The organism is Bacillus cereus, assembly GCF_002564555.1.
GTDB lineage: Bacteria > Bacillota > Bacilli > Bacillales > Bacillaceae_G > Bacillus_A > Bacillus_A cereus_K.
Genome location: NZ_NUVD01000014.1, coordinates 118,058 through 139,106, shown reverse-complemented (window position 1 = coordinate 139,106; position 21,049 = coordinate 118,058). Strand labels below are relative to the sequence as shown.

Below are 21,049 nucleotides of genomic sequence, written 5' to 3'. Positions count from 1 at the left end.
GCGCAACAAATGTACAACCTTATAAATAGAAAATGTATATTTATACGAAACGTATTTTAAAACCTAAAAACGTCGTTTGTATATGAGATAGGGTTTTCGACAAAAAAAGTGAATGTGGACAACTATTTACCCACATGTGATTAAAACTGTCCACATGTTATGCACAATTTGTGGATAAGATAAAGATGTGGAAAACTTATTCAAAGTGAAAACACAACTATAATATCAAAAAAAAGTAGCTATAGCAATGAAAATAAGAAAGTTATCCACAAAATCAATACCTTGTGGAATAAACTTGTCCACAATACGATATACTGTGTAAAAGTGAGAAAAAAGTTTGTGGATATAAAAAACAGAAAAAAACATTTATCCACAAGGAAATATAGGATCTGTGAAAAAGTATGTGAATAGGTTCAAAATGAATATTTGATGAAAATTTCGAGAACCATTGACATTTTCCTAGTTGATTAACTATAATTTATAGGACTGTCTTTAACAGATATTCCTCAGGGAGGTGTCATATAATGAAAAGAACTTACCAACCAAATAAACGTAAGCGCAGCAAAGTACATGGTTTCCGCAGCCGTATGAGCACAGCGAACGGACGTAAAGTGCTAGCAGCTCGTCGTCGTAAAGGAAGAAAAGTATTATCTGCGTAGACCACTGATCGTTCAGTGGTCTTTTTTTCTAATAATAGTGAATTTCCGCTGATGAAATACAGGAGTGTCAATTGATATGAAGAAAAAAAATCGTATAAAAAAGAATGATGAATTTCAGACGGTTTTTCAAAAAGGAAAATCGAATGCTAATCGGCAATTTGTTGTATACCAATTAGATAAGGAAGATCAGCAAAGCTTTCGTATCGGCCTTTCTGTTAGCAAGAAAATAGGAAATGCAGTAGTTCGTAACCGAATTAAGCGTATGATTCGCCAGTCAATCATAGAATTAAAAGATGAGATAGATTCTGGAAAAGATTTTGTTATAATAGCAAGGAAGCCTTGTGCAGAGATGACATATGAAGAAGTAAAGAAAAGCTTAATTCATGTCTTTAAACGCTCTGGTATGAAAAGAATAAAAAAGTAGCGTAAGGAAATGAATTACACTATATACATACCGATACAAGGAGGAGTAGGCTTTGAAAAAGAAACTAGGTTTACTAGCCATGGTTGTTGCATTAATGGCAATTGCTACTGGTTGTAGTGAAACGGGTCAGCCGATTACGCCAAATAGTACTGGGATTTGGAATGAATATTTCGTATATCCACTGTCTCAGTTAATCACGTATTTTGCAGAGTTATTCGGTAAGAATTATGGCTTAGCAATCGTTGTTACGACTCTTATTATTCGTTTTGCATTATTACCATTAATGATTAAACAAACGAAGAGTACGAAGGCAATGCAAGCGTTACAACCAGAAATGGTAAGATTAAAAGAGAAATATAGCTCTAAAGATCAAGCAACACAGCAAAAACTACAACAAGAAATGATGCAGTTATATCAAAAACATGGTGTAAACCCATTAGCTGGTTGTTTACCAATATTTGTTCAGATGCCTATTTTATTCGCATTTTATCATGCGATTATGAGAACATCAGAAATTAGTAAACATACATTTTTATGGTTTGATTTAGGACAGCCAGATCCATACTATATCTTACCGGTTATTGCAGCGATTACGACATTTATTCAGCAAAAGCTTTCAATGGCAGGAACTGCTGGTCAAAATCCACAAATGGCAATGATGATTTGGCTTATGCCGATTATGATTTTAGTCTTTGCAATTAACTTCCCGGCTGCATTATCACTTTACTGGGTTGTTGGTAATATCTTCGGTATCGCTCAAATGTACTTTATCAAAGGGCCAGAAATTAAGGCTGGTAAGGCTGGAGGATCAGGCAAGTGAGTGTAATTACTGCTAAAGGACAAACAGTCGAGCTGGCAGTAGAAGATGCTTTAAGACAATTAAACACTTCAAAAGATCGAGTTGATATAAATATTATCGATGAGGGTAAAAGAGGATTCTTAGGTTTATTTGGGAATCGTCCTGCAGTAGTAGAAGTTGTATTGAAGAAAGATCCGATTCAAGATTGCGAAGAATATTTAAGAAATGTTATTCGCGATATGGGTGTTGAGGTTGAGATTAGTAAAATTGTAAAGGGACGTGAAGTTGAATTTACAATTTGTGGAGATAATGTGGGTGTTTTAATTGGGAAAAGAGGTAATACATTGAACTCCTTGCAGTATTTGACAAAACTTGTCGCGAATCGTAATGCGAAGCAGTATGTGGGTATTACACTAGATGCTGAAAATTATCGTAGTAAAAGAAAAAGTACGTTAGAAGCACTTTCTTATCGATTAGCAAAACAAGTGTCTCATACGAAAAAAAGAGTTGTTTTAGAGCCAATGCCATCTTTTGAACGAAAAATTATTCATCAAGCATTATCTAATCATCAAGATATCAATACAACTTCTGAAGGAAATGAACCGCATCGGTATGTTGTAATATCTTCCAAATGACCGGTTACTCAAGTGAGTGCCGGTTTTTTTGAGGGGAAAATGAATGTGGATAACTAAAAAACACTAAACTTATCCACTGTGAATAAGTTTAGTGTTTTTTACATGGGGACATAATAAAATGAGTTATTATTCTTTTGTAGATAGGTTCGTTATGGTATTCTAATAATTTAGTGACGGAAATAATCGTGTTGAAATAGAGAGAAATAAGCAAGTGAGGTGAAAGGACATGGAATTTGATACAATTGCCGCGATTTCCACAGCTCTTGGAGAGGGTGCAATTGCCATTGTTCGAGTAAGTGGGGATGATGCGGTTGAAAAAGCGAATCGTATTTTTAAAGGGAAGGATTTAACAGAGGTTCCTTCTCACACAATTCATTATGGTCATATTGTTGATTTAGATACAAACCAAGTTATTGAAGAAGTTATGGTGTCTATTATGCGTGCACCAAGGACTTTTACACGTGAAAATATAGTAGAAATTAACTGTCATGGTGGACTTGTTTCGGTAAATAAAGTATTGCAGCTTATTTTAGCGCAAGGAGTACGATTAGCAGAGCCTGGTGAATTTACAAAACGTGCTTTTTTAAATGGGCGTATTGATTTATCACAAGCAGAAGCTGTTATGGACTTAATCCGTGCAAAAACAGATCGTGCAATGAACGTAGCGATTAATCAAATGGAGGGGCGATTATCTAAATTAATTGGCCGCCTGCGTCAGGATATATTAGAAACGCTAGCTCATGTTGAGGTAAACATAGATTACCCAGAATATGATGATGTGGAAGAGATGACACATAATATTTTAATTGAGAAAGCGACACATGTTCGTGCTGAAATTGCAAAAATATTAGAAACATCGAAGCAAGGGAAGATTTTACGTGAAGGTATTGCTACTGCAATCATCGGTAGACCTAACGTCGGGAAGTCATCGCTATTAAATAGTCTCGTTCAGGAGAAAAAGGCAATTGTAACTGATATTGCAGGAACAACTCGTGATGTTATTGAAGAGTACGTTAATGTGCGTGGTGTACCACTTAAACTTATAGACACAGCCGGGATTCGTGAAACGGAAGATGTTGTTGAACGAATTGGTGTAGAGCGTTCAAAAGAAATGATGAGCCAAGCTGATTTAGTGTTAGTTGTTGTCAACTATAGTGAGGCTTTAACGAATGAAGATGAATCTTTATTCCGTGCCGTACAAGGAAAAGATTTCATTGTTATTGTGAATAAGACGGATTTACCGCAAGGAATTGATATGGAACGTGTTGCAGAGTTAGCGGCGGGAAATCGTGTTATTACAACATCCTTAATTGAGGAGCAAGGAATAGATGAGCTTGAAAAGGCCATTGCTGATTTATTCTTTGAAGGAACAATCGATTCTGCAGATATGACATATGTTTCTAACGTAAGACATATTGGACTACTAACACAAGCAGGAAAGACAATTGGAGATGCAGTTGAGGCGATAGAAAATGGTGTTCCGATTGATATGGTACAAATTGATTTAACGAGAACGTGGGAAATACTTGGTGAAATTACTGGTGATACTGTCCATGAAAGCTTAATTGACCAGTTGTTCTCTCAATTTTGTTTAGGAAAATAATATAAAGATGTTTTAGAAAGATAGAGATTATTAGGAGGAATAAACAATGGGATACAATGCCGGTTCATACGATGTTATAGTAATCGGTGCAGGTCATGCAGGATGTGAAGCTGGTCTTGCGGCAGCACGAATGGGATCCAAAACATTAATGTTAACAATTAACTTAGATATGGTAGCGTTCATGCCATGTAACCCTTCTGTTGGTGGACCAGCAAAAGGGATTGTTGTTCGTGAAATTGATGCATTAGGCGGAGAAATGGGACGCAATATTGATAAAACGCATATTCAAATGCGTATGTTAAATACAGGTAAAGGACCAGCTGTACGTGCGCTTCGAGCACAAGCTGATAAATTCTCTTACCAGCATGAATTAAAGAAAACAATTGAAGAAACACCAAATTTAACGTTGTTCCAAGGAATGGTAGAGCGTTTAATCGTTGAAGATGGCGTATGTAAAGGGGTAATTACGCAAGCTGGTGCTGAATATACAGCGAAAACAGTCGTAATTACGACTGGAACATTTTTACGTGGTGAGATTATTATGGGTGAATTAAAATATTCGAGCGGTCCAAATAATCAGCAACCATCTATTACATTATCTGAGCATTTAGAGGAACTTGGATTTGATCTTGTTAGATTTAAAACAGGTACACCTCCGCGTGTGAACAGTAATACAATTGACTACAGTAAAACAGAGATTCAACCAGGTGACGATAAATCACGTGCGTTCTCTTTTGAAACGACGAAATTTATTACGGATCAAATTCCATGTTGGTTAACATATACAAGTACGGAAACACATCGTTTAATAGATGAAAATTTACATCGTTCAGCTATGTATTCTGGTATGATTAAAGGAACAGGACCTAGATACTGTCCTTCTATTGAAGATAAAGTGGTAAGATTTAATGATAAACCACGTCATCAAATTTTCTTAGAGCCAGAGGGACGCAACACACAAGAAGTATATGTACAAGGTTTGTCTACAAGCTTACCAGAAGATGTACAGCGTGACATGCTTAGAACAATTCCAGGTCTAGAAAATGTTGAAATGATGCGTACAGGGTATGCAATTGAATATGATGCAATTGTGCCAACACAACTATGGCCAACACTTGAAACGAAAAAAATTAAAAATTTATATACAGCAGGACAAATTAACGGAACTTCTGGTTATGAAGAAGCGGCAGGACAAGGGCTTATGGCTGGGATTAATGCAGCATGTCGATCTTTAGGTAAAAAAGAAGTTATTTTAGGTCGCGGTGATGCGTATATTGGCGTCTTAATCGATGATCTTGTAACGAAAGGTACAAATGAACCATATCGTTTATTAACATCTCGTGCAGAATATCGTCTATTACTGCGTCACGATAATGCAGACCTTCGCTTAACAGAAGTTGGTCGTGAAATTGGCTTAATTAAAGAAGATCGTTATGAACGATTTACAAATAAAAAGCTACAAATTGAACAAGAAAAGGAACGATTAGAAAGCATTATTATTAAACCGCGTCCGGAAGTTCAAGAATTAATTCGCAGTATTGGCGGAAGTGAATTGAAAGATGGAATACGTGCAAGTGATTTATTACGTCGTCCAGAAATGTCATATGAGCATATTCATCTTTTAGTACCAAGTGAAGTAGAATTAAGTGATGAAATTACAGAACAAGTTGAAATTCAGATTAAGTACGAAGGATATATCGAAAAATCTTTACAGCAAGTAGAGCGTATGAAGAAAATGGAAAACAAAAAGATCCCTGTGGATATTGATTATGATGCGATTTCTAGCCTTGCCTCGGAAGCTAGACAGAAATTGAAAGATGTTCGTCCACTTTCAATGGGTCAGGCTTCACGTATTTCTGGCGTAAATCCAGCTGATGTTTCCATTTTGCTTGTGTATATTGAACAAGGAAAAATTGCGCGAGTATCGAACCAATAAATAGTAAGGAGCTATCGCTAGATGAACATAGAACAATTTCAATCTATGCTAGAAGAGAAGGGAATTACCCTCTCTTCTAGACAATTAGAGCAGTTCAAAATCTACTTTGAAACATTAGTAGAATGGAATGAAAAAATGAACTTAACGGCTATTACAGAGAAAGAAGAAGTATATTTAAAACACTTCTTTGATTCCATTACAGCTGCTTTTTATTATGATTTCTCAAAACCATTCTCAATTTGCGATGTTGGTGCAGGAGCTGGATTCCCAAGTATTCCTTTAAAAATTTGTTTCCCGCACTTAAAAGTAACAATTGTAGATTCATTACAAAAGCGTATTAATTTCTTGAATCATTTAGCACAAAAACTAGAATTAAGTGACGTTGCATTTTGCCATGATCGTGCTGAAACATTTGGGAAACAAGAAGGTGTTCGTGAATCATACGATATTGTAATGGCACGAGCGGTTGCGCGTCTTTCTGTATTAAGTGAGCTATGTTTACCACTTGTAAAAGTTGGAGGAACATTCATTGCAATGAAAGGTGCAGCAGCAAACGAAGAAATTGAAAATGGCAAGTATGCTCTAGAGGTGCTTGGCGGGAATCTCAAAGAGATGTCTACGTTCCAATTACCGTTTGAAGAAAGTGAACGTAATATTTTATTAATCGAGAAAAAGCGCAAGACACCAAAGAAATATCCACGCAAACCGGGAACACCCAATAAATTACCTATTGAAAAATAAATCTTATTAGACGTAAGATTAAATTATATAAATGAAAACGTAAATGTTTCATAGGAAACATTTTATGGAGAATAGTCAATAGGCCTAAAAGGTGGTGGAATATGTATGAAAAATACGTTTTCTCGTTTATTTGGCTTTGGAGATAAAGAGAGCGAATTCGAATTACAAGACGAAAGCCATGAAGAAATAGATAAAAAGGTATATGAAGAAATACAAGAAATTCCGATCGTAAATATTACTCCTAACCGTTATCAACCACGAACAGTTTTTGACGATGCACGTATTGATGAGCTTGCATTAACGATTCGTACACACGGGCTTATCCAGCCGATTGTTGTGAGACAATACGAGGATGATAAGTACGAGATTATTGCTGGAGAAAGACGTTTTCGCGCAGCAACGAAGTTAGGATGGGAAAAGGTCCCTGCCATTATAAAGAACTTAAATGATACAGAGACAGCTTCTGTAGCTTTAATTGAAAATTTACAACGCGAAGAATTAACAGCAATCGAGGAAGCTGTGGCATATCAAAAGCTAATTGAGTTACATAATTTAACACAAGAAGCATTGGCACAACGACTTGGAAAAGGACAATCTACAATCGCAAATAAGTTGCGACTGTTAAAGTTGCCTGAAGAAATAAAAAGTGCATTATTAGAGAAAAGTATTACAGAACGCCATGCCCGCGCTCTCATTCCTTTAAAAAATGAGGAATTACAACTGAAGGTTTTACAGGAAATTGTGGAAAAACAACTAAATGTAAAACAAACAGAAGAACGAATTGCGAAATTACTAGAGGAAGTAAAACCAAAGCGCAAAGCAAAGCAAAAAGCAGTAAGCCGAGATGCGAGAATTGCCATGAATACAATTAGGCAGTCGTTACAAATGGTTGCTGACAGTGGCTTGAATGTTAATTCCGAGGAAGAAGAATTTGATGAGTACTATCAAATTACAATTAAAATTCCGAAGAAAAAATAATAATGACGTGTTAGAGACCTTATCCTATCGGAGAGGTCTCTTTTGCTATATTTTCTTGTTAATGAAGAAGGAGTTTAGAAATAAATTTTGAAGTTTAATAAGGACGTAAAAGAAAAACTTTTATTTCATGTTACAATAAACGTAATTGTTACTAGAATAAGATAGAAAGGTTAAAGGTAGGTGACATCATGGGAAAAATCATTGCTATTGCTAATCAAAAAGGCGGTGTTGGAAAAACAACAACATCTGTTAATTTAGGGGCTGGATTAGCACTAGTAGGTAAAAAGGTCCTTCTCGTAGATATCGATGCTCAAGGAAATGCAACGACTGGTGTGGGAATTGAGAAATCCGAATTAGATCAATGTATTTACAACGTTCTTGTGGAAGATGCAGATGTTCAAGGGGTTATACGAAAAACCGCAACTGAAAACTTAGATGTTCTACCCGCTACAATTCAATTAGCAGGTGCTGAAATTGAATTGGTACCGACTATTTCCCGGGAAGTACGTTTGCAAAGAGCATTACAGCCAGTTCGTGATGAATATGATTATGTTATCATCGACTGTCCCCCATCTTTAGGGTTATTAACGATTAATGCATTAACAGCAGCAGATTCTGTTATTATTCCTGTTCAGTGTGAATATTACGCACTAGAAGGATTAAGTCAGCTATTAAATACAGTTCGACTTGTGCAAAAACATTTAAATAAAGACTTAGCAATTCAGGGTGTATTGTTAACGATGCTGGATGCCCGTACAAATTTAGGGATTCAAGTTATAGATGAAGTGAAAAAGTACTTTAGGGATAAAGTATATCGTTCGATTATTCCTCGTAACGTTCGTTTAAGTGAGGCGCCAAGTCATGGGAAACCGATTATGCAGTATGACGCTAAATCAAGAGGGGCAGAAGTATATATAGATTTAGCAGAGGAAGTGATTGCAGGTGGCTAAAGGTTTAGGAAGAGGAATTAATGTGTTTTTTCCTGATTTAGATGTGAAAGAAGAAGAAACGATTCAGGAGATTAGCGTAACTGAATTAAGGCCGAATCCATATCAACCACGTAAGCACTTTAATAAAGAAGCGATTCAGGAATTAGCGGCTTCTATTAAAGAACACGGCATATTACAACCGTTAATTGCTAGAAAGAGTATTAAAGGATATGAAATTGTTGCGGGTGAAAGAAGATATCGCGCTGCTAAAGAGGCTGGGCTTGAAAAAGTACCTGCTGTTGTAAGGCAATTAAATGAGCAGCAAATGATGGAATTTGCTCTGCTTGAAAACTTACAAAGAGAAGATTTAAATCCTATGGAAGAGGCAATGGCATATCAGATGCTAATGAATGAGCTAAATGTAACGCAAGAACAATTAGCTCAGCGTCTCGGTAAAAGCAGACCTTACATCGCCAATTATACTCGGTTATTAAGCCTCCCTTCATTCGTTCAAGATATGATTGCAAACGGTCAGCTTTCAATGGCACATGGAAGAACTTTGCTTACGATAAAAGATGAGGAACAGTTGAAATCCTTATTAAAACGAATCGAAAAAGAAGGATTGAACGTTCGCCAATTAGAACAAATTGTTCAGGAGATTAATCAACGCGTTTCACGTGAAACAAAACAAGTGAAAAAAGAGCGGAATATATTTTTCGTAGAACGCGAAACGTTCTTAAGAGAAAAATTTGGCACAGATGTGAAAATTAAAGAAACGAAAAAAGAAAAAGGTAAAATCGAAATTGAATTTTTTAATAAAGAAGACTTAAATCGCATTTTAGAATTATTATCTCAGAAAAATTAAAAAGGCAAACCATCTTATTATTTATAGATGGTTTGCCTTTTTTAATGCAGATAATTTTTGATCGGTTTCTTTTATACTTTGTGCGATTACATCGGCCATTTTCATAACTAAACTTAATCTTGTATTTTGAAGAACAAAAAACTCCATAAAACCATTTAAATTTACGATGCCATGTATATGCAAATCACCAACCGCAGGTAAATTCTTATTCATCGCAGCGCCAGGTTTACTAGGTCCCTTTCCGGTAGTAATAGAACCGATACTTTGAGATTTTCCTAAACATGCATCAACAGCAATTATAAATGAAGTAGGATTATCTTTCTGTATATTCTGAATTCTTTCTTCTAAATTAAGTGCATGTATTGGTTCATCTAGCGTGCCAAATACTTGGAAGTTTTTTACTTCTACTTGTTCTAGTTTAGTACCAACTAATGGACCGAGTGCGTCACCGGTGGAACGATCTGTTCCGATACAAACGAGAATAAGTGGCATATTAGTTTTAATAGGGATATGGGAAAGTAGGAAATTACTGATTGTCTCAGAGGCTTCTAATTCTTGGTGCATAACATTTTGAGTTTCTTTTTCAAAAAAAGGTAAGCGAAAACTTCTAATATTCATGAAGCACCCATCCTTTTAATAAATTTTCAAAATATTTATTGTGGTAAGTGAAACGGAAAATTATAAGTGCATACTGTTTGCAAAATGTGAATGAAAACAGAAATAATAGTACTAGTATATATATTTATGTGTCATTTTATACCTAAATGAAAGTAAACAAATGTAATGAGGGCCATAAATTTTTTTCAGAAATCAGAGAGACTTCTGATACAATAAGAGTGATATCTAAAAAGAAATTTTAGCTAGAGAGGTAGAGAAACATGGATTTAGCATTGAAGTGGTTTGAGTCCATTAATTGGACGAACATAGGTGTGAAATCACTAAAAATAGTTGTTATTTTAATACTTGGTGCAATCGTTGTGCGAATTGCAAGGGCAATTGTACGAAATGCGTTTCGCATGGGAAATCGTTCACCGATTCAAATTTCAGAACGTCGTACAGTTACGGTAGCGAAATTGCTTGAAAATATTGTGGCATATGTTGTTATATTTATCATGTTAATAGCAATTTTGGGTGTATTTGAAATTAATGTATCAGGATTATTAGCGGGTGCCGGAGTAGTTGGTTTAGCGGTCGGATTTGGTGCTCAAAGTTTAGTGAAAGATGTGATTACAGGATTATTTATCTTGTTAGAAGATCAGTTTTCGGTTGGTGACTATGTAAGAATTGGCCAGTTTGAGGGAGTCGTTTTAGAAATTGGACTTCGTACAACGAAAATAAAAAGTTGGACAGGTGAAATTCACACTTTACCAAACGGAAGTATCATTCAAGTTACTAACTTTTCGGTGAGTAATAGTGTCGCATTTGTCGATGTCTCTATTTCATATGAGGCTGACATAGCGAAAGCAGAGCAAGTAATTGAAGAGTTATTAGTAGAGTTACCCGCAAAGTACGAGAAGATGGTAACAACGCCTCAGTTATTAGGTGTGCAAACATTAGCTGCATCAGAAGTCATATTACGTGTTATTGCTGAAGTAGAGCCAATGCAACATGCAGTGATTGCGAGAGCTCTTCGTAAAGAGATTAAAAATCGTCTAGATTTACATGGAATTGAAATTCCGTATCCACGTATGGTTTTATATAATCGTGAAGAATTGGTTAGTGGAAAAGCAATTTAATATTGAGAGGGGTTTGGAGAGTGGAGCAAAAGCAATATAACTTGTACGATGTTGTGGAAATGAAGAAAGCCCACCCATGTGGTGAGAATCGATGGAAGATTATTCGTATGGGAATGGATATCCGCATTAAGTGCGAGGGATGTGGCCATTCGGTAATGATTCCTCGAAGAGAGTTTGATCGTAAGGTGAAAAAAATACTTGTGAAGCATGAAGAATAGAGAGAAAGTAACAGTCATCATAGGTGGCTGTTACTTTTTTCGTCTGGAGGAAACTTGTCATTTTTTTCGTTACTATCTATAATGATGAAAGATTGAGACATAGGAGTGAAATATATGGGATTAACGGCTGGGATTGTTGGATTACCTAACGTAGGGAAGTCCACTTTATTTAATGCAATTACACAAGCAGGAGCAGAATCTGCAAACTATCCATTCTGTACAATTGATCCAAACGTAGGGATTGTAGAAGTACCAGATGAGCGCTTAAATAAATTAACGGAATTAGTAGAACCGAAAAAAACTGTTCCGACTGTATTTGAGTTTACTGATATCGCAGGTATCGTAAAAGGTGCGAGTAAAGGTGAAGGTTTAGGAAATAAATTCTTATCTCACATTCGTCAAGTAGATGCAATTTGCCAAGTTGTTCGTTGTTTTGAAGATGAAAATATTACGCACGTTTCAGGAAAAGTAGATCCAATTGATGATATTGAAACAATCAATTTAGAGCTGATCTTAGCGGACTTAGAATCGGTTGATAAACGTATCGAACGTGTTGCGAAATTAGCAAGACAAAAAGATAAAGAAGCTGTATATGAGCATGAAATTTTAGTTCGTTTAAAAGAAGCTTTTGAAGAGGGAAAACCAGCTCGTACTGTTGAATTTACAGAAGAGCAAATGAAGATTGTGAAGGGCCTTCATTTACTTACAACGAAAGAAATGTTATACGTAGCAAACGTAAGTGAAGATGATATTATGGATCCTTCTGAAAACAAATATGTACAAATGGTAAAAGAATTTGCAGCAAATGAAAATTCTCAAGTAATCGTTGTATGTGCGAAAATTGAATCAGAGATTGCTGAGTTGGATGAGGAAGAGAAAAAAGTATTCCTTGAAGAACTAGGTATTGAAGAGTCTGGTTTAGATCAATTAATTCGTGCTGCATATGACTTATTAGGCCTTGCTACTTATTTCACAGCTGGTGTACAAGAAGTGCGTGCTTGGACGTTTAAACAAGGTATGAAAGCACCACAATGTGCGGGTGTTATTCATACAGACTTTGAGCGTGGATTTATTCGTGCGGAAACTGTTTCTTACGATGACTTAATGACAAACGGCTCTATGACAGCTGCAAAAGAAGCTGGTAAAGTACGTCTAGAAGGAAAAGAGTATATCGTAAAAGACGGAGATGTTATGCACTTCCGCTTTAACGTGTAATAACGATATTTCCTAGGAAAAATAAAGATATGGGCTTGGTAAATATATTATATGTTTGCCAAGTTTTTTATGTATTGGTGAGTTGATTCATATAACTTACTATGATATAATCTAAACTCGTGAGTAATTACTATAAATTAATTGCTCCTTGCCCATTATGGGCCGTTTAGACCAAAAGGAGGTGAAAGTGTAATGAGAAAGTACGAAATTATGTACATCATTCGTCCTGGCGTTGAAGAAGAAGCTCAAAAAGCTTTAGTTGAACGTTTTGCAGGTGTTTTAACAAACAATGGTGCAGAAATCATTAACACGAAAGAGTGGGGTAAGCGTCGTTTAGCTTACGAAATCAACGACTTACGTGAAGGTTTCTACATGATCTTAAACGTGAACTCTAATTCAGAAGCGATTAACGAATTCGACCGTTTAGCTAAGATCAACGAAGACATCCTTCGTCATATCGTTGTTAAAGAAGAAGAAAAATAATTGATATATAAGGGAGAGTGGTTCGATTGATGAATCGTGTTATCCTCGTTGGTCGTTTAACTAAGGACCCTGACTTACGTTACACGCCCAATGGTGTTGCAGTAGCTACTTTTACGTTAGCTGTGAATCGCGCATTTGCGAATCAACAAGGTGAGCGTGAAGCTGACTTTATTAATTGTGTAATATGGCGTAAACAAGCAGAAAACGTAGCAAATTATTTGAAAAAAGGTAGCTTAGCAGGCGTAGATGGACGTCTTCAAACTCGTAATTACGATGGACAAGATGGTAAACGTGTATATGTAACAGAAGTTCTTGCGGAAAGCGTACAATTTTTAGAGCCGCGTAATGGCGGTGGGGAGCAACGCGGTTCATTCAATCAGCAACCATCAGGAGCTGGTTTCGGTAACCAAAGCTCTAACCCATTTGGTCAATCTGGTAATCCGGGCGGTAACTCAGGTAACACTGGTAACTCTGGATTTACAAAGAATGACGATCCATTTTCAAATGTAGGTCAACCGATCGACATTTCTGACGACGATTTACCGTTCTAATACAGTAAATTTGTTAGTTTTAACAAAGAATGGAGGGAAATAGATATGGCAGGACGCAAAGGTGGACGTGCGAAACGTCGTAAGGTGTGTTTCTTCACAGCTAACGGCATCACTCGCATCGATTATAAAGATGTTGATTTATTAAAACGTTTCGTTTCTGAGCGTGGTAAAATTTTACCTCGTCGTGTAACAGGAACAAGCGCAAAATACCAACGCAAACTTACAGTTGCAATTAAACGTGCTCGTCAAATGGCACTTTTACCATATGTTGGTGAATAATAGCGTATGAAATGCACAGTAGAGTTCGACTCTACTGTGCATTTTGCTATGCTTTTCTTTTTTGAAAGAGAGGTTAAATCATGAAACAAACAAAGTTTATTACTGAAGGCGCGGCATTATTAGCTGTATATGCGATACTATTGCTTATATCTATGTATGTTCCGATTTTAGGTGCAGTTGCAATGTTTATATTGCCGTTACCGTTTATAGTATTAACAATAAGATATAAATTACCTAATGTGCTCCTGATTTTTGTGGCGGCACTTTTTATTACAGTTATTGTAAGTCAACCGATTAGTCTTATCAAGACGATTATATTTGGATTAATAGGTGTCGTGTTAGGATCCATGTATAAAAAAGGGAAAAAACCAGTGGAGATATTGATAGCTGGTACACTTGCATATTTAATTGGTATTATGCTCATTTATGTTGGAAGTATAAAATTTTTCAACATAGATATAATGAAGCAAATGCAAAATATGTTTAATGAAAGTATAGCGCAAAGTGAAAAAATAGTGAGTGCTGCTGGTATGCCAATTAGTAAAGAACAAAAAGAGTTACTAGGGCAATTGAATGATGTGTTACAAACGCTATTTCCAAGTATACTTGTAATGGTTTCTGTCTGTTTTTCTTGGATTACAGTTATGATATCAGGTAGTGTTTTGAAAAAGCTAAAGCACGATGTTGCACCTTGGCCCAAATTTAAAGATATACAATTGCCAAAGAGTATTGTCTGGTATTACGTTATATTTATTTTATTAGCAACTTTTATAAAAGTAGAACCAACATCATATTTACATATGGTATTTTCTAACCTATATGTCATATTTGCTCTATTACTTGTACTGCAAGGTCTGACATTTATCACCTTTTTAGCGCATAGAAAAGGGTTTACTAAAGGAGTCCCTATTATTAGTTTTATCGTCTGCATGTTTATTCCAATGCTGTTTCCTCTTGTAACAATCTTAGGTATAATTGATTTAGGGATTTCATTACGTTCTAAAATAGGGGGATAAAATAATATTCCTTATACTATTTTAATCTGTTTAACTAACTGGAAGATGAGTTAGTTTTACTTTATAGGAGTTGTATACATGCCTGAATTTTATAAGAAACAGTGGTTCTTATATCCTGTTTATGTATTGGCATTTTTTGTGCTTGTGCTAATTGCGATTCTCTGTTATTTTCATTTGATTATGGGAATAGCCGCCTTTTTTATTTTTAGTATCGTTCTCTTTTTAGTTATAAGATTTGAACTTACCTTTCAAAGGAATTTTGAAAAGTATACGACAGATATGATCACAAGGGTAAAAAAAGTGAGTAACGAAGCATTCAACCAGATGCCAATCGGTATATTGTTATACAATAAGGATTATGGAATTGATTGGGCAAATCCTTATTTATCTTCATGTTTAGGACAACACGCATTAGCTGGTTGGCATTTGTACGATGTATCAGAAACATTACTCCTTTTTATTAAGGGAGAGACTTCTGACGATATAGTATCTTTAAATAATCGAAAGTTCCGTGTGTTCGTAAGAAAAGAAGAGAAATTAATTTATTTCTTTGATGTAACGGAACAAACAGAGATTGAAAAGATGTATGAGGATCAGCGTACAGTTTTAGCTGTTATTTATTTAGATAACTATGATGAAGTAACGCAAGGATTAGATGATCAATTACGTACGAATATAACAAGTCTTGTGACATCGCGTCTAAATGAATGGGCTGTTAAGTATGGTGCATATTTAAAGCGTGCATCTTCAGAGAGATTCTTTGTTGTACTAAATGAAAGTATTTTAACGCAAATGGAAAAAGGGAAATTTAGTATTTTAGATCAGGTGCGTGAAGAAACTTCAAAAAGGAATATACCACTTACATTAAGTGTTGGTGTTGGATCAGGAGATTTACCTTTATCAGAACTTGGAGCGATGGCTCAATCAGGTTTGGACCTGGCATTAGGCCGTGGTGGAGATCAAGTAGCCATTAAACAAGCAACAGGTAAAGTTAAGTTTTACGGTGGTAAGACAAATCCGGTCGAAAAGCGTACTCGTGTACGTGCTAGAGTCATTTCGCACGCATTAAAGGATTTAGTATTAGAAAGTAGCAATGTCATTATAATGGGGCATAGGGCTCCTGATATGGATGCGATTGGTGCTGCGATTGGTATTTTAAAAGTAGCTCAATTAAACGAACGAAAAGGATATATCGTATTAGATGAAAATGATTCCGATAAGGGAATTAAGCGTTTGATGGATAAAGTGAAGCAAAATGAAGAACTATGGTCTCACTTTATTACACCGGCACAAGCGATGGAATTTGCAAATGATGATTCCTTACTTGTTGTTGTTGATACGCATAAGCCTTCAATGGTGATGGAGGAAAAATTGCTACATAAAATTGAAAACGTAGTGGTTATTGATCATCATCGTCGTGGAGAAGATTTTATTGAAGACCCATTGCTTGTATATATGGAACCATATGCTTCTTCGACGGCAGAGCTTGTTACAGAATTACTTGAGTATCAACCGAAAAATTTGAAGATGACAATGTTGGAGGCAACGGCACTGTTAGCGGGTATTATTGTTGATACGAAAAGTTTTACATTCCGAACGGGGGCTCGTACGTTTGATGCCGCTTCTTATTTACGCTCACACGGTGCAGACACTGTACTTGTACAAGAATTGTTAAAAGAAGATATGGATCAGTATTTACGAGTTGCAAAAGCTATTAAAAATGCGTACATTTATAAAAATGGAATTGCTATTGCAAAAGTTGATAGTGATGATTATTACGATCAAGTACTTATTGCACAATCAGCGGACACGCTATTAACAATGACGGGTATTATTGCATCATTTGTTATTGCGAAACGCGGGGAGAATTTCATTGGAATTAGCGGCAGATCTTTAGGTGAAGTGAATGTGCAGCTAATTATGGAGAATTTAGGAGGTGGCGGGCATTTGACAAATGCAGCCACACAAATGAAAAATGTTACAGTAGGTGAAGCTGAGGAGAAGCTTCGATTTGTTATTGAAGACTATTTACAGGGAGGCACACAATCATGAAAGTAATTTTTCTAAAAGACGTAAAAGGTAAAGGTAAAAAAGGAGAAGTAAAAAATGTACCAGATGGTTATGCAAATAACTTCTTACTAAAACAAGGATTAGCTGCTGAAGCGACAAATAGCAGTATGAAAACTTTAGAAGCACAAAAGCGTAAAGAAGAAAAAGATGCAGCAGCAGAGCTTGAAAGTGCAAAAGAGCTAAAAGAGACTTTAGAGAAATTAACTGTAGAATTAAAAGCAAAATCTGGTGAAGGCGGTCGTTTATTTGGTTCTATTACAAGTAAACAAATCGTAGATGCAATGCAAAAGTCACACAAAATCAAACTTGATAAACGTAAATTTGAAATGGATGATGCAATTCGTGCATTAGGTTATACAAATGTGACTGTGAAATTGCATCCGCAAGTAACAGCAAAAGTAAAAGTTCATGTTAGTGAACAATAAAAATAAGTTAAGTAAGGAGGATTGCGTATGAGTGATGTACTTGCTGATCGTACCCCTCCGCATAATATAGAGGCTGAGCAGGCGGTTTTAGGGGCTATATTAATTGATCAAGATGCATTAACGTCAGCATCAGAACTATTGGTACCTGACTCATTCTATCGAACAAAGCATCAAAAGATTTTTGAAGTCATGCTTGGGCTGTCAGATAAGGGAGAACCAATCGACTTAATAATGATGACATCAGCAATGGCTGATCAAGGATTGTTAGAAGAAGTTGGTGGGGTTTCGTACTTAGCGGAGCTAGCGGAAATTGTCCCAACTTCTGCTAACGTAGAATACTATGCACGCATTATCGCTGAAAAGGCGCTTTTACGTCGTTTAATCCGCACGGCGACTCATATTGTATCGGACGGATACGAGAGAGAAGATGACGTAGATGGTCTTTTAAATGAAGCAGAGAAAAAAATATTAGAAGTATCTCACCAAACCAATGCGAAGGCCTTTCAAAATATTAAAGATGTACTTGTCGATGCTTACGATAAGATTGAGCTGTTGCATAATCAAAAGGGTGAAGTTACCGGGATACCAACTGGATTCACTGAGTTGGACAAGATGACTGCAGGCTTTCAACGAAATGATTTAATCATTGTGGCAGCACGTCCATCAGTAGGGAAAACGGCATTTTCATTAAATATCGCACAAAACGTAGCGACGAAAACTGATGAGAATGTAGCGATTTTTAGTTTAGAGATGGGTGCTGATCAGCTTGTTATGCGTATGCTTTGTGCGGAAGGAAATATTGATGCGCAAAGACTTCGTACTGGTTCATTAACTTCTGATGATTGGGCAAAGTTAACAATGGCGATGGGTAGCCTTTCGAATGCTGGTATATATATTGATGACACACCAGGTATTAAGGTAAATGAGATTCGAGCAAAATGTCGCAGATTAAAACAAGAACAAGGTCTTGGGATGATCTTAATTGACTACTTGCAGCTTATTCAAGGAAGTGGAAAGTCCGGCGAGAATCGTCAGCAGGAAGTATCTGAGATTTCCCGTACGCTAAAAGGAATTGCGCGTGAATTACAGGTACCTGTAATTGCCCTGTCACAGTTATCTCGTGGTGTTGAATCTCGTCAAGATAAGCGCCCAATGATGTCTGATATTCGTGAATCGGGAAGTATCGAGCAGGATGCTGATATTGTAGCTTTCCTATATCGTGAAGATTATTATGATCGAGAAACAGAAAATAAAAACACAATTGAAATCATTATTGCAAAACAGCGTAATGGTCCAGTAGGATCAGTTGAGCTTGCATTCGTTAAAGAGTTCAATAAGTTCGTTAACTTAGAACGTCGTTTTGAGGATGGACATGCGCCGCCTGCATAAAAGCAGTATAAAAAAGAAACACATTTCTTATAATAAGATGTGTTTCTTTTTTTTTATAGGAAAGATAAGGCTTTCATAAGGTAAATATATATTTCTTACGAACGAAAATGATTTTTAATAAAAAAATGTTCGCTTTTTGGTTGACTTCTTTTTCGGTTTTGGTACAATTATATTGTTTGAATAGATCGTTTGAAATTTGCGGAGGTGCTTGAATAATGTCTTCAGTAGTAGTTGTAGGAACACAATGGGGCGACGAAGGAAAAGGTAAAATCACTGATTTTCTTTCTGAGCATGCGGAAGTAGTTGCAAGATATCAAGGTGGAAATAACGCGGGACATACAATTGTTTTCGGCGGAGTTAAATATAAGTTACACTTAATCCCATCTGGTATTTTCTATAAAGAGAAAATTTGTGTAATCGGAAATGGCTTAGTAGTAGATCCGAAAGCATTACTTGAAGAGTTAAAATACTTACACGATCGTGGTGTAAGTACTGATAATTTACGTGTAAGTAACCGTGCACACGTTATTTTACCTTACCACTTAAAACAAGATGAGTTAGAAGAAGCAAGTAAAGGTGATAACAAAATCGGTACAACGAAAAAAGGTATCGGTCCTGCATATATGGATAAAGCTGCTCGTATTGGTATCCGTATGGCTGATCTTTTAGACCGTGAAGCATTTAAAGAAAAGCTTGAGCGTAATTTAGTACAAAAAAATCGTTTATTTGAAAAAATGTACGATACAGAAGGTTTCAGCGTAGAAGAAATTTTCGAAGAGTACTTCGAGTACGGTCAACAAATCGCGCAATATGTATGTGATACGTCTGTTGTATTAAATGATGCACTAGATAACAATCATCGTGTATTATTTGAAGGTGCACAAGGTGTTATGCTTGATATTGACCACGGTACGTACCCATTCGTTACATCTTCTAACCCAATTGCTGGTGGTGTAACAGTTGGAACTGGAGTTGGTCCTGCGAAAGTTACTCGCGTTGTAGGTGTATGTAAAGCATATACAAGCCGCGTTGGTGATGGTCCATTCCCTACTGAGCTTCATGATGAAATTGGTCATCAAATTCGTGAAGTTGGTCGTGAGTACGGAACAACAACTGGTCGTCCTCGCCGTGTAGGTTGGTTCGATAGCGTTGTTGTAAGACATGCACGTCGTGTTAGTGGTTTAACGGATCTATCATTAAATTCTATCGATGTTTTAACAGGTATTCCGACTCTTAAAATTTGTGTTGGTTACAAATATAACGGAGAAGTTATCGATGAAGTTCCAGCAAACTTAAACATTTTAGCGAAATGTGAGCCTGTATACGAAGAGCTTCCAGGTTGGACAGAAGATATTACTGGTGTAAAATCATTAGATGAGCTTCCTGAAAATGCACGCAAATACGTAGAACGTGTTTCAGAGTTAACAGGAATTCAATTATCTATGTTCTCAGTTGGACCAGATCGTAACCAAACAAATATCGTTCGTAACGTATACGAAGCTTAATTTATATAAGAAACTGATTTTTTTAGAAAAAACTCATGTTTTTATGAGTTTTTTCTTTTTTATTGTAAAAAAGGTATTGCAAAAACAAAAGATAATGTGTTATGATACATCTTGTCGTCACGAAAATATGACGTTGGTGAGTATGAGCCATTAGCTCAGTTGGTAGAGCATCTGACTTTTAATCAGAGGGTCGAAGGTTCGAATCCTTCATGGCTCACCATTTTATTTTTCGTGGCCCGTTGGTCAAGTGGTTAAGACACCGCCCTTTCACGGCGGTAACACGGGTTCGAATCCCGTACGGGTCATGTTTTTTTTATATTCATTTTTGGTCCCGTGGTGTAGTGGTTAACATGCCTGCCTGTCACGCAGGAGATCGCCGGTTCGACCCCGGTCGGGACCGCCACTTTTGTTTATACCACCATTAGTGGTTTTATATATAGTTTTGGCTCGGTAGCTCAGTCGGTAGAGCAGAGGACTGAAAATCCTCGTGTCGGCGGTTCGATTCCGTCCCGAGCCACTCTCAGGATATTAAGTGGGCCCACTTAATATCCTTTTTATTTGTGTAATTTTACAAAAGTGAGTAGTTATTTTAA

General features: G+C 36.4%; 22 protein-coding genes and 4 tRNA genes. 25 read left to right on the top strand and 1 reads right to left on the bottom strand.

Going from position 1 to position 21,049, the window contains the following annotated elements; all coding sequences use genetic code 11:
* Positions 1-524 precede the first annotated feature (524 nt).
* The 10 genes from rpmH to spo0J all read left to right on the top strand — a co-directional run bounded on the left by rpmH (position 525) and on the right by spo0J (position 9,569).
* Positions 525-659 carry a 50S ribosomal protein L34 gene (rpmH, locus tag COI75_RS06880; RefSeq protein ID WP_000831901.1) on the top strand — a complete coding sequence of 45 codons (135 nt, stop codon included), beginning with the start codon at positions 525-527 and terminating at the stop codon, positions 657-659.
* Positions 660-735: 76 nt separating this feature from the next.
* The gene (gene rnpA, locus COI75_RS06875) at positions 736-1,083 is read left to right on the top strand and encodes a ribonuclease P protein component (RefSeq protein ID WP_000728893.1); all 348 of its coding nucleotides are present in this window, start codon (positions 736-738) and stop codon (positions 1,081-1,083) included.
* 52 nt (positions 1,084-1,135) lie between these two features.
* A complete protein-coding gene (spoIIIJ, locus tag COI75_RS06870) occupies positions 1,136-1,903 on the top strand; it encodes a YidC family membrane integrase SpoIIIJ (RefSeq protein ID WP_000727736.1) in 768 nt (255 codons plus the stop codon).
* Positions 1,900-2,517 (top strand): RNA-binding cell elongation regulator Jag/EloR, encoded by a 618-nt coding sequence (gene jag / locus COI75_RS06865; protein ID WP_098448266.1) that lies wholly within the window; start codon positions 1,900-1,902, stop codon positions 2,515-2,517. Before spoIIIJ ends, jag begins: the two co-directional genes overlap by 4 nt.
* Before the next feature lie 226 nt (positions 2,518-2,743).
* Positions 2,744-4,120, top strand: a complete 1,377-nt coding sequence (mnmE, locus tag COI75_RS06860; RefSeq protein ID WP_000393752.1) for a tRNA uridine-5-carboxymethylaminomethyl(34) synthesis GTPase MnmE — start codon at positions 2,744-2,746, stop codon at positions 4,118-4,120.
* Positions 4,121-4,166: 46 nt separating this feature from the next.
* Positions 4,167-6,056 (top strand): tRNA uridine-5-carboxymethylaminomethyl(34) synthesis enzyme MnmG, encoded by a 1,890-nt coding sequence (mnmG, locus tag COI75_RS06855; RefSeq protein WP_000541050.1) that lies wholly within the window; start codon positions 4,167-4,169, stop codon positions 6,054-6,056.
* Between the two features lie 21 nt (positions 6,057-6,077).
* Positions 6,078-6,797, top strand: coding sequence for a 16S rRNA (guanine(527)-N(7))-methyltransferase RsmG (rsmG, locus tag COI75_RS06850; RefSeq protein ID WP_098448265.1), 720 nt, complete (start codon positions 6,078-6,080; stop codon positions 6,795-6,797).
* Between the two features lie 105 nt (positions 6,798-6,902).
* Positions 6,903-7,775: a nucleoid occlusion protein gene (gene noc / locus COI75_RS06845; protein WP_000799018.1), complete on the top strand. Its 873-nt coding sequence runs from the start codon at positions 6,903-6,905 to the stop codon at positions 7,773-7,775.
* A 188-nt stretch (positions 7,776-7,963) separates the two neighbouring features.
* Complete coding sequence (gene soj, locus COI75_RS06840) at positions 7,964-8,725, top strand: sporulation initiation inhibitor protein Soj (RefSeq protein WP_000516110.1); 762 nt, start codon at positions 7,964-7,966, stop codon at positions 8,723-8,725.
* Positions 8,718-9,569: a stage 0 sporulation protein Spo0J gene (gene spo0J / locus COI75_RS06835; protein WP_001051835.1), complete on the top strand. Its 852-nt coding sequence runs from the start codon at positions 8,718-8,720 to the stop codon at positions 9,567-9,569. The genes soj and spo0J overlap by 8 nt, the downstream gene beginning before the upstream one ends.
* Positions 9,570-9,590: 21 nt before the next feature.
* Here spo0J and yyaC read toward each other — a convergent pair whose 3' ends face one another.
* Complete coding sequence (gene yyaC, locus COI75_RS06830; protein ID WP_098448264.1) at positions 9,591-10,187, bottom strand: spore protease YyaC; 597 nt, start codon at positions 10,185-10,187, stop codon at positions 9,591-9,593.
* Positions 10,188-10,447: 260 nt separating this feature from the next.
* Between yyaC and COI75_RS06825 the strand changes: the two genes are divergently transcribed.
* From COI75_RS06825 to COI75_RS06755, 15 genes are all read left to right on the top strand, one after another.
* Positions 10,448-11,305, top strand: a complete 858-nt coding sequence (locus COI75_RS06825) for a mechanosensitive ion channel family protein (RefSeq protein ID WP_000362303.1) — start codon at positions 10,448-10,450, stop codon at positions 11,303-11,305.
* Positions 11,306-11,325: 20 nt separating this feature from the next.
* Positions 11,326-11,523: a DUF951 domain-containing protein gene (locus COI75_RS06820; RefSeq protein WP_000436053.1), complete on the top strand. Its 198-nt coding sequence runs from the start codon at positions 11,326-11,328 to the stop codon at positions 11,521-11,523.
* Between the two features lie 114 nt (positions 11,524-11,637).
* The gene (gene ychF / locus COI75_RS06815; protein WP_000524664.1) at positions 11,638-12,738 is read left to right on the top strand and encodes a redox-regulated ATPase YchF; all 1,101 of its coding nucleotides are present in this window, start codon (positions 11,638-11,640) and stop codon (positions 12,736-12,738) included.
* 192 nt (positions 12,739-12,930) lie between these two features.
* Positions 12,931-13,221 (top strand): 30S ribosomal protein S6, encoded by a 291-nt coding sequence (rpsF, locus tag COI75_RS06810; RefSeq protein ID WP_001233782.1) that lies wholly within the window; start codon positions 12,931-12,933, stop codon positions 13,219-13,221.
* A 26-nt stretch (positions 13,222-13,247) separates the two neighbouring features.
* The gene (ssb, locus tag COI75_RS06805) at positions 13,248-13,772 is read left to right on the top strand and encodes a single-stranded DNA-binding protein (protein WP_002095075.1); all 525 of its coding nucleotides are present in this window, start codon (positions 13,248-13,250) and stop codon (positions 13,770-13,772) included.
* 45 nt (positions 13,773-13,817) lie between these two features.
* A complete protein-coding gene (gene rpsR / locus COI75_RS06800) occupies positions 13,818-14,051 on the top strand; it encodes a 30S ribosomal protein S18 (RefSeq protein ID WP_000918873.1) in 234 nt (77 codons plus the stop codon).
* Between the two features lie 80 nt (positions 14,052-14,131).
* On the top strand, positions 14,132-15,067 hold the full coding sequence (locus COI75_RS06795; RefSeq protein ID WP_000814855.1) for a YybS family protein: 936 nt from the start codon (positions 14,132-14,134) through the stop codon (positions 15,065-15,067).
* 78 nt (positions 15,068-15,145) lie between these two features.
* On the top strand, positions 15,146-17,119 hold the full coding sequence (locus tag COI75_RS06790; RefSeq protein WP_001113910.1) for a DHH family phosphoesterase: 1,974 nt from the start codon (positions 15,146-15,148) through the stop codon (positions 17,117-17,119).
* Complete coding sequence (gene rplI, locus COI75_RS06785) at positions 17,116-17,562, top strand: 50S ribosomal protein L9 (RefSeq protein WP_000864233.1); 447 nt, start codon at positions 17,116-17,118, stop codon at positions 17,560-17,562. Before COI75_RS06790 ends, rplI begins: the two co-directional genes overlap by 4 nt.
* Positions 17,563-17,589: 27 nt before the next feature.
* Positions 17,590-18,951, top strand: a complete 1,362-nt coding sequence (gene dnaB, locus COI75_RS06780) for a replicative DNA helicase (RefSeq protein ID WP_001286146.1) — start codon at positions 17,590-17,592, stop codon at positions 18,949-18,951.
* Between the two features lie 215 nt (positions 18,952-19,166).
* On the top strand, positions 19,167-20,456 hold the full coding sequence (locus COI75_RS06775; protein WP_000100240.1) for an adenylosuccinate synthase: 1,290 nt from the start codon (positions 19,167-19,169) through the stop codon (positions 20,454-20,456).
* Between the two features lie 144 nt (positions 20,457-20,600).
* Positions 20,601-20,676 (top strand) — tRNA-Lys (locus COI75_RS06770).
* A 13-nt stretch (positions 20,677-20,689) separates the two neighbouring features.
* Positions 20,690-20,761, top strand: a tRNA-Glu gene (locus COI75_RS06765).
* 22 nt (positions 20,762-20,783) lie between these two features.
* Positions 20,784-20,859, top strand: a tRNA-Asp gene (locus COI75_RS06760).
* A gap of 41 nt (positions 20,860-20,900) precedes the next feature.
* A tRNA-Phe gene (locus tag COI75_RS06755) sits at positions 20,901-20,973 on the top strand.
* The last annotated feature ends 76 nt before the right edge of the window (positions 20,974-21,049 follow it).